Below are 10,045 nucleotides of genomic sequence, written 5' to 3'. Positions count from 1 at the left end.
CCAATTAGGAAACAAAGCCGTTCAGAAAGTTAGATTCGAGCGAGCTGGCTAGTTTGGTTGAACAGTTTGGCAATAACCTTGATTCTCTAGGTTTAGAGACGTTTTTCCGCGATCTATTAACGTTGAATGAACAACGTAAACATCAAGCATTAGAGCAACTTCTGACTTACGCGGCTGCTCATCAAGACCAAGCGGAGTTTGCTTTGGTTATTGAGCTTAGTCATCAGTATCCAAACGATATTGGTCTATTTTGTGTTCTGCTTCTTAACTTGATCACATTGAACCCGGGTGAAGCGATGTATTTGAATGCGAATACTCCGCATGCTTACATTAAGGGAACTGGGCTCGAGATCATGGCAAATTCAGACAACGTTTTGCGAGCAGGTTTAACGCCAAAGCACATTGATGTCGCCGAGTTGGTTGCCTGTACAGAGTTCAAACCGATCCCGTTTGAACGCTTGTTGTTAGCGCCCTCAAAACTGGGTCAATGTGATAGTTATGATATTCCTGTCAGTGATTTTGATTTCAATATCTTTCATCGCCCTCAGCAAGAAGAAGTGATCACAAGCGGTGCTGAAATTTTGATGGCAATAGATGATGATTTAACGCTAGTGAGCCAAAGAGGTGAGCACTTAACCCTTACGAAAGGGCAATCGGTATTTATCCCGGCTTATATTGGTCATTACGAATTGAGCAGTAATGGCCGTGTTGCCAGAGCGTTTAATTAAGTGAGTGCTCAGCTGGAATTGCTATCAAGTTTTGCGAATGAAGATGTTGGCTTAAAGGGCTAATGGAAGAATGAACAAGCCAAATTCATATTGGCTTGTTCATGTTGCCTATCGATTACTTAATAGTCGGCAAGCTTGTTGCTTCCATATTAATCGACATACTCCAAGATTGTTCCTCTCGAATGGACTTAATAGATCCTCGGTTTGTAAGCCAAGCAGTTTGAGTGTCACGAGGTCCGTCATTTTCAAATTGTGTTTCACTTTCTACTTTACATGCATCAAAGGTACCAGCAGGTACAGTGACTTCTTCTTTACCTAAGTATGTTTCTTGGTAGTTGAAGGTGGGTAGAAAGTAAGGTCGTCCGTTGATAATTTCATCTAATGACGTTTCTACAGATACAGTCCTTAATCCAGGAGACTCAATCCCAATGAATTCACCACTGACTTCGTCATACTCATAGTCATATTGTGATGTTAGCGGTGCATTGGTTGAGGTACCGAAATCTACCACTTGATTGATAATCTTTTGATTATCAGCAATTGCCAGTGGCAACACAGCCTTAGCCGAACCCCAGCCTAGTGAGTCATCAGAGTTAAAGCCCTCTTGACCTAGATAGTGATCTTCAGAGCTATATGAATACTCATACCCCATTAAAACACCTTGCGAATCTTTTATATCGATACGCGTCTTTTCTAGGCTACCTGCTAAGTTAGAAATCCAACTTGGAAGTCCGGTGACTAACGTAACATCATTCAGCCAAGAGAAAGTGTCACCCAAGTAGGTAAACTCATAAGTTAGGTTCTGTGTTACTGCTTCCGGCTCCCACATAGGTGTGCGTTGCACATCGTAAACCGTAACGTCATTAGCTGTAGCGATGAACTGAGCATCCGGCAGTGAGTCGAGACAAGCTTGTATGTTCAGAGGATGCAGAGGCTGTGGCGTTAATGCGTTATCCAAAATGAACTGTTTAGTTGCTTCGTCAAAGATATAAGCCTCACTACTAGCTTCTTCGATCTCTTTGAAGGTAATACGTACAAAGCCTTCGACTACAGACAAGTAAGCGGAGTTATCTTCTTTTTGGTAGTTAGACCATGTAGCTTGCGAGTGGATAGATTCAGGGATCGTAACTTGACGTAATACCTCGCCATTTACGGATTCATCTTTCCACGAACCGAGTTCTGACAATTTGGAGAATGTAGAATCTAAATTCCATGCTCTTGTATAATAAACTACGGTGCCGTTAGAGAGCAGCTGTGCAAATATTTCAGCATTTTCCATGCCTGCCATTGGAATTAAATCTGCATGATTGTTAGACGCTGTGTCATGACGGTCTGATTCATCTTCAGCAATGGTCGATGCCAAAGTGGCAAGCCATGTATCGCTGCCATTCTTAAAGGCGCTAATGCCGTTACACATGTTATTGAGCGCTTCATAGCGATCCGGAGTGTGCTCGGCACACCAATCACCTTTGTAAAAGGTATAAATGTTGTCGCTGATGTCTTCTACAGACAATTTATATGCGGTTGTGTTGTCAGGGAATTTTAAACCTACTGGCATAATGTTAGACCAAACGTTCTCATCATCCGTTTGATCCATGATTGAACGAACATTGAGCCCACTGATATCTAATTGCTTGGCGCTAGCAACTTCACTAAAAATCGAGCTTCTAGATTCTAGAGTTAAGCTGCCGTCTTCGTTCGGCTTAATGCTGGTTAAGGTATCATCGCTCGCTTCCCAACCGTTTTGTCCTAACACCATGCTATTTGTGTCAGGGGTATATTCAAACTCAACAAATTGCTCAGCAAAGTAATCATAAATATAACTGGTATCGGTAACTGAGTTATCTGCATCAGACTTCAATGTTCCATAGGCAACTACTAAATCTTTGCCAGTGTCATTATCGCCGCCAAACCAATTGATACCGTCTGTTTTGATAAGCTTCGCGAGGTCGGCTTGCTTAGAGCCTTTATTTGCCTCATTTTCTTTAATTTTATCTTCGAGATTAGAGTCATCAATGGTGATGTGATCGCGATTAATACTGCCAGCAATATCGCTTGGGTTGAAGTTATCTCCAGCTGCTTCAATATTTTTTACGACTTCCTCGAGGACTCGAGTGACTTCTTCATTAATTAATGCGGTGAGTGCTTCGACAGAAATACCGGCGCCCGCTGCTGTTTCTGATAGCGCATCCGTGTTCTCTGCCATGACTGAAGCGGTAACTTGAGCAACGCGGTGTAGGTTTTCAAAAGCCGCTTTTTGTGCATCGGCTAAGTCGTTATTGTTTTTGGCTTCGATATAATCTTGCGTTAAATCGAGATTTGTCCCCAACTTCTCTTGAATAGCTGTTTTAGCTTCTTCTAACGAAGAACCACTCTCTATTTCATTTTGAATCAGAGTCGTTAATGGGCTAATAAATGCGGATTTTGGTGGTGCAGTTAAGCGATAGCTCTTGCTTAGAACGACACCTGGGTTATCGGTATCGATGGTTTGTCCGGCAACCACTTCGATCAACAGAGTACCTTGTTCAAGTTGTTCTTGAGTTAGATTATCAATTGTAAACGAACCATCGTCACCCGTTACGGCACTTGGCTCATCCTTATCACAAACTTTATTACTGTTTAGATCCAAACACGCATTGGCTCCTACCAAATAGCCATCAGCGGCCTTTGCTGTTAAAGACGCTGAAGTTGCTGTTGAACCGCCAGTATCAGTTGTGGAGCTATTTGAACTGTCGCTACCACATCCTGCTATCCCTAGGGCTATTGCCACTGCTAACAGTGAACGTTGACCATTCATGTTAGTTCTCCTATTAAGTTATTGATAAAAATTTACTACTCTGGAATCAATTGGCAGAATGTCATTGATAAATATGACTATTTATAAATTGAATGCCATTGATGAGAAATGTATCAAAGCGGAATGTGGTGGAAATAGCCGGAGTATTTATTCTAGAGACATATCTAACTAGTGGAGTTATATATGCGAGTGATATCTCTGGTGAATGTTTGGTACTTGTAATTTACATACTTATCAATTGTAATTATTATATATCTAGTTGTATTTTATAAACTTTTGCAGCTAAGGTGATAAAGTGAGCATCACTGTCATCAACAATTTGATAGCCAAGTGCCTGATAAAAACTGATGGCGCGAGTGTTACTTCTAAAGCTCGACAGAGTGACTTGGTTTCGTTGTTCTTGATGGGCTTTGTTGTGGATGAGTAACATGGCTTTTTTACCAAGAGACTGACCTTGGTATTGAGGGGAAATGATCAGCAGATGAATATGATAGGTGTTTCCGTAAGGCTTAAAGCAGACGAGTCCGACTCTTTCGTTTTTATGGTATATCCAATGAAACCAAGAGGGATGGTAATCGTTTAAAAGTCGCTTACGTTGGAAGTCGTCCTCCCAGCCGAAAACGTTATCTACGTGTATGAAAAGCCCCTGCTTAACAAACGCAAACAGTTCTTCGAATTCGGAACTTGGAACGAGTCGGAGTTGTATATTCTCTTCTTTTATTACCACTCTGCTTGCTTCCTTATCAAACGCCTTTTAATAAGCAAACAGTAACATAATTGAAGAAGCCGAATCAGCTTAGAAGTTCAATTGTCTTTAAATCAAAAAGCCATGTGTAGTGCATGGCTTAGAATAAAGTCTTGGACTGATTTTTCTATACGATCTTAAGTGCGTGGTGGCGCGTGAGCTGTTTGTGTAGCGAGTCTTTTAGCGCCATGCGTTCAACTTTGAGGTTGTGCATGCTGTCGTCATCGATAGGGCTGCCAGAGATTTCTAGCTGACGGATGTCGTAGTCGAGTTGGTGGTACTTCTGCATGTCTGCTTTGAATTTTTCGTCGTCGTGGTTGAGCTGAACAATGTCTAATTTAAGATCTGGGAAATCTAAGATAAAGGCATGGTTTTCATTGAGCATTGGCACTTCCTCTCTAGTCGGATTATTAACAGTATAGAAGCAATTTATCGAAAGAAATGTGGCTCAAAACACAAAGCCGTAAAGCGATCAAAAAAGGGCTCAAACTCGAGGAATCATCTTCGAACTTGCGCCCTTTTGTATGTATATAGCTAACTATTTATCGTTACATGTTTAGAACTATGTGTGTTGAAAGCAGAAAGCTTACTTCGCTTTCTTACCAGAGCGTTGCTGCTCTTTGTGTGCTAGCTTTTCTTTCTTACGTTGATCGATAAGGTGAGCGGCTTCGCCACCTACGTGGGTTTCGCCACGAGCATTCGACAGTTGAACTTGCTTTTCACGTTCGCGGAAACGGGCTTTCTGCTCGTCGCTGTGCTTATCAATACACTTAGGGCAGCTTACGCCTTTCTCGAAGTGCTCAGAGGCTTTGTCTTCGTCAGTGATTGGCAGACGACACGCGTTACACACATCGTAACCGCTCTTCTCTAGCTGGTGGTTAACTGCAACACGACCATCAAATACGTAGCAGTCGCCTTCCCACATGCTCTCTTCTTCTGGTACTTCTTCTAGGTACTTAAGAATGCCGCCTTCAAGGTGGTAAACCTCATCAAAGCCTTGCTCTTTCATGTAGGCCGTTGATTTTTCGCAACGAATACCACCAGTACAGAACATTGCGACTTTTTTGTGTTTCTTAGGATCGAGATTGTCTTCAACGTATTGAGGGAATTCACGGAAGGTTTCTGTGTTTGGGTTTACAGCATTTTTAAATGTACCGATATCGACTTCGTAGTCGTTGCGAGTATCAACCAGAATCACATCAGGATCAGAAATCAGAGCGTTCCATTCGTTTGGTTTCACGTAAGTGCCGACAACGTGGCGTGGGTCGATACCCTCAACGCCCATGGTTACGATCTCTTTCTTAAGCTTAACTTTGGTGCGGTTGAATGGTTGTTCTTCGTTGAACGACTCTTTGTAAACAACATCAGCCAAACGAGAATCTTGTTTGAACCATTTAAGAAGAGCGTCGATAGATTCGCGCTTACCTGCAACGGTGCCGTTGATACCTTCACTCGCAAGTAGCAAAGTACCGCGGATTTGGTTGGCTTCTAACACGTCAGTGAGTGGCTGGCGAATTTCTTGGTAATCATCAAGTGCTACGAATTTATACAGAGCACATACAACATATTGAGACATGGTTTTTCCTTTCTGCGAGCTGGAACGTAAATCCAGAGCGGTTGCCTTTTATGAGACATACTGAATTTGATTTACTCAGGTTTGCCCATATTGGCTTATTGAAATCCGCCGCAGTATAACCAAGCCAAGGAAGGACAAAAACCAACCAAAAGTAGGGCTATTTAGCATTGTTATTAGTGTGGCTTTTGGACTAAGAAATGCAATGAAACCGTTTTATCTGGTTCGAATTACAACACGTATTCCCAAACCAAAAAGGCCCTGCTGTAAAAATACATCAGGGCCTTGGTATTGAATCTGTCTGACTTAATCAGCGATTACGCTTGGTTAAGTACTTCCGCTAAGCGTTTCACCGCTTCTGTTAATTCTTCTGGGTTGGCGTTAGTGAAGTTTAAGCGCAGTGCGGCTTTTGCTTCATCGGCCTTTGGATAAAATACTGGGCTTGGTACAACCGCCACACCATTCGATAGCAAAGTCTTAGCTAATTCGAAGGTATCGCACTCTGGGATTTCTACCCAAATGAACATCCCGCCATCTATGGCTTTTAACACGCAATCTGCAGGCAGTTGTTTTTTTAGCTCTGAGAACAACACTTCATAACGAGACTTGTACAGTGTGCGAATGTTTTCCATGTGTACGTTGAAGTCTTCATGTTTTAGAAGACCAACAAGCAGTGCTTGCATAGGTACACTTGAGTGTAAATCCGCGCCTTGTTTGACTTTGATCAGTGGCTCAAGGTAGCTGCGTTTACCTGTTACCGCGCCAATGCGTAAGCCTGGCGATGCAATCTTAGAGAATGAACGAAGAACGATAGAGTTGTCAGGGCAGAACGAAGAAACCAATGGCAGTTCCGTACCTGTGAAACGTAGCTCACGGTATGGCGCATCTTCAATGAAGGCTACGTTGTACTTGATACACAGCTCAGCCACTTTTTGACGAGTTTCTGTTGCCCAACATACACCTGTTGGGTTGTGGAAATCAGGCACGGCATAGAACATCTTCGGTGATTGCTGTGCAAAGCACGTTTCCAGTTCGTCTAGGTTCGGGCCAAATTCAGTTTGAGACACGGTCGCAATGTTTGCTTGAACTAGGCCAAACACCTGCATCGCACCTAAGTAGCTTGGCGCTTCCATCACAACCACATCACCCGGGTCAACATACGCACGTGCAATCAAATCCAAACCTTGCTGAGAGCCAGTACAAATCATTACCGTGTGTGACTCTGGCAATTGGTAGCTTTGTGTTAGGTGGTCAAGCAACGGGCCGTAACCGGCAGTAGAGCCGTATTGGAAAACTTCAGGCATGTTCGCTAGGTTTTCTAGCGTTGGCTTCATTAAATCGATTGGGAATGTTTTCTCGTCCGGTAAACCGCCGGCCAATGAGATGACATTTGGATCACTTGCGGCTGCGAGGATCTCTCGAATGTATGAAGATTGAATCTGTTGTAATGACTGTGCGATTTCCATGTGTTGTGTCTCGTCGTTTATCGTTTTTATTCTATCGCTTGATATTACACGGCAATTGTAAAAACTAGCGTGTCCGTTTATGCTCTTAAACATGTCCATTTATGCTATTTAAACGATGTCACGTCAACACATATCGCGAATCAATGATGTCCTGTTCCATATTCACCAAGACATCAGTCAGCCTTTGTCTGCCAAAGAGTTATCTGAGATAGCGGCCTATTCAGAACAGCACTTTCATCGCACCTTTAAAAGCGTGGTCGGGGAGTCGTTGCATCAATATATCCGACGCACTCGAATGGAGTATGCAGCCAACCAATTGATGTTTGATACCAGCTCGTCAGTGGTCGAGATCGCCCATAAATGTGGCTTTAGCTCGGTGTCTTCGTTTAGTCGAGCATTTAAAGCGACCTTTAATATGTTTCCGGGCGAGTGGCGTAAACACGATTTACAAGTAGCAGAAAAACCCTATTTGAAAGATCCCGAAGTGGCGGCGGGCTATTTGAATGTGGCGCAGCGAGTATTGCCCGAACCCAAGATCGTTGAAGTGCCTGAACGCATGGCGGCCTATGTTCGACATACGGGTTATAACCGCTCTATTCGCAATGCGTGGTTGATATTGAAAGCGTGGGCGAATTCCGAACAGCGTGATTTTTCGAGCCAATTTGGTTTGCATCACTCAAACCCTGCTTGGGTTGAAATGGATCAGTGTCGTTATGTCGCGTGTATCGCGATTGATGAGCCGATTAAGTATCGTAGCGTAGTTAATCAGATGGTGATTCCGGGCGGCTTACACGCTGTGTTTCGACTAAATGGCCGCTATGGAGAACTGCTACCACAGATCAGTATGGTGTTAGAAAAGTGGCTACCCACATCTGGTTTCAAACAGCGCTCGACTCCCGCGTATGTGCATTATCATCAGAATCATTTTCTCAACACCGATGAAGTGTTTGAACTCGATTTCTACCTTCCCGTGAGCTTTTACTAATCGATGGTTGTGCTGTTTTGTTGAACCAGACTTTGATCTTTTGTTGAGACAAATTAGCACAACCAATAGCAGCTAACGATTTTATGCAGTTGGCCTAAGATAAAGATGCTTTGTTGATAATCTACTCTAAGTAAATGATGACAACGTACGGATTAAACGATAGCATTTCGTTCTAATTGCAAATAGTTCTTAATATCACTCGATAGAATATGACCATTACCCACAAAGATTATCTGAAAATCGCTTTCCCTTTCATCATCTCAACGGTGACACAACCTCTGTTAGGTGCTGTGGATACCGCTGTTATTGGCCAACTTGGTATTGCTGAATTGATTGGTGGCGTAGCGATCGGCACCATCATTATGAACACCATGTATTGGTTGTTTGGTTTTTTCCGTGTCAGTACCACGGGCCAAAGTGCGATGGCACTGGGTAAGGGAAACCGCACTGATTTGGCGGGTAGCTTGATGCGTCCGTTTGTGCTGTCTGGTTTAGTGGGTTTGATCTTTATCTTGATACAACCACTCATCTGGCAAGGCGCAATGTGGGTGATAGAGCCTGAAGCCAATGTAGCCGAGCACGCGCATATCTACTTCAGTATTTTGATTTATGGCGCGCCTTTCGTGTTGCTTAACTACACCATTATTGGTTGGTTAATGGGACAGGCGAAAGCCAAAGACGTTCTTTATACACAAGTGTTTGGTAATGTGTTGAACATTGTCTTGGATGCGGTGTTTGTACTTTATTTCGATTTGGGTGTCGCAGGTGTGGCTTACGCAAGTTTGATTGCACAAGTTACCACCTTTGCGATTGGTGTGACCTTGGTGATGAAGACCAGCAATATTTCGATCTCTGAGTTCTTGCAAGGCTCGAAGATGACCAAGAAAGACCTATCGACAATCATCTCTTCGAATACCGATCTATTGCTTCGCACCATTTGTATCTTGGTGTTCTTCAACATGATGGCGCGTACTGGCTCTAAACTGGGTACCGATGTTCTAGCGGCTAACGCGATCTTGATGCAGGTGACCTTCATTGTCAGCTATATGTTTGATGGTATTGCCAACGCATCGAGTGTGTTTGCAGGTAAGGCGGTAGGACAGAAGAACCCTTCAATGCTTGATCGTGTTTTAAGGCTTAACTTCCAATGGACGGCAGGTTTCATTGCCGCGCTGACGCTTTTAACTTTGATTTTTAAAGATATGATTGTTTTCTTGTTTACCGATATTCCAGCGCTGGTCACGCTGTACCAAGAGATGGCTCCGTGGTTAATTGTGTTCCCGCTAGTGGCTGGCTTTGGCTTAACGGTTTACGGCATCTTTACCGGAACGGGAACCACGCGTCCGGTTAGAGACTCAAGCATCGTGACTTTGTTGGTATTCTTAGCGGTACAGGCATTCACCATCGATATTTGGGGCAATCATGGTTTGTGGCTTGCGTTTACTCTGTTCTATCTTGGGCGTATTGCGTTCCTGTATCCGTTCATCGCACAAGTTAAGCAGAAGTGTTACCCAGTCAAAGATTCAGTACAGGGTGCCATTAACTAAGCTGTCTAATTGCCATCTTTAATACATTATTAATATTTTATGAAAGCGCTTTACTATTTTTATACGATAAATTTGGTGAGCGCTTTTTTGTATGTAATGACTCACTATAAATGGTCAATAAAATTGTAAGTAAAACGCGATACAGTTCAATGTCCGCTTTTCATCGCCTCAGCTAAATGATAATGTTGTTATGTTATAACATCT

7 protein-coding genes and 1 pseudogene are annotated in these 10,045 nt (G+C 43.1%); 3 read left to right on the top strand and 5 right to left on the bottom strand.

The features are described from left to right. Positions 1-20 precede the first annotated feature (20 nt). Positions 21-728, top strand: a pseudogene (manA, locus tag AB4507_RS02170) (mannose-6-phosphate isomerase, class I); the annotation flags it as partial. A gap of 115 nt (positions 729-843) precedes the next feature. On the opposite strand, the gene AB4507_RS02165 reads toward manA, so the two are convergent. The 5 genes from AB4507_RS02165 to AB4507_RS02145 form a co-directional block, all read right to left on the bottom strand. Then, positions 844-3,525, bottom strand: a complete 2,682-nt coding sequence (locus AB4507_RS02165) for a hypothetical protein (RefSeq protein WP_372182151.1) — start codon at positions 3,523-3,525, stop codon at positions 844-846. Positions 3,526-3,772: 247 nt separating this feature from the next. Then, complete coding sequence (locus AB4507_RS02160) at positions 3,773-4,252, bottom strand: N-acetyltransferase (protein ID WP_102393071.1); 480 nt, start codon at positions 4,250-4,252, stop codon at positions 3,773-3,775. A 145-nt stretch (positions 4,253-4,397) separates the two neighbouring features. After that, positions 4,398-4,655 (bottom strand): YdcH family protein, encoded by a 258-nt coding sequence (locus tag AB4507_RS02155; protein WP_010432560.1) that lies wholly within the window; start codon positions 4,653-4,655, stop codon positions 4,398-4,400. A gap of 201 nt (positions 4,656-4,856) precedes the next feature. After that, on the bottom strand, positions 4,857-5,846 hold the full coding sequence (locus AB4507_RS02150) for a rhodanese-related sulfurtransferase (RefSeq protein WP_017085031.1): 990 nt from the start codon (positions 5,844-5,846) through the stop codon (positions 4,857-4,859). 314 nt (positions 5,847-6,160) lie between these two features. After that, complete coding sequence (locus AB4507_RS02145) at positions 6,161-7,309, bottom strand: PLP-dependent aminotransferase family protein (RefSeq protein WP_017072375.1); 1,149 nt, start codon at positions 7,307-7,309, stop codon at positions 6,161-6,163. Positions 7,310-7,424: 115 nt separating this feature from the next. Between AB4507_RS02145 and AB4507_RS02140 the strand changes: the two genes are divergently transcribed. Together AB4507_RS02140 and AB4507_RS02135 are read left to right on the top strand one after the other, a co-directional pair. After that, the gene (locus AB4507_RS02140) at positions 7,425-8,294 is read left to right on the top strand and encodes a GyrI-like domain-containing protein (RefSeq protein ID WP_372182150.1); all 870 of its coding nucleotides are present in this window, start codon (positions 7,425-7,427) and stop codon (positions 8,292-8,294) included. Between the two features lie 209 nt (positions 8,295-8,503). Further along, complete coding sequence (locus tag AB4507_RS02135; protein WP_017072373.1) at positions 8,504-9,841, top strand: MATE family efflux transporter; 1,338 nt, start codon at positions 8,504-8,506, stop codon at positions 9,839-9,841. Positions 9,842-10,045 lie beyond the last annotated feature (204 nt).

The organism is Vibrio sp. 10N.222.54.A3, from assembly GCF_041474095.1.
Taxonomy (GTDB): domain Bacteria; phylum Pseudomonadota; class Gammaproteobacteria; order Enterobacterales; family Vibrionaceae; genus Vibrio; species Vibrio crassostreae_C.
Note: the sequence above shows the minus strand (reverse complement) of the source record. Positions and strands in the feature narration are given on the sequence as shown.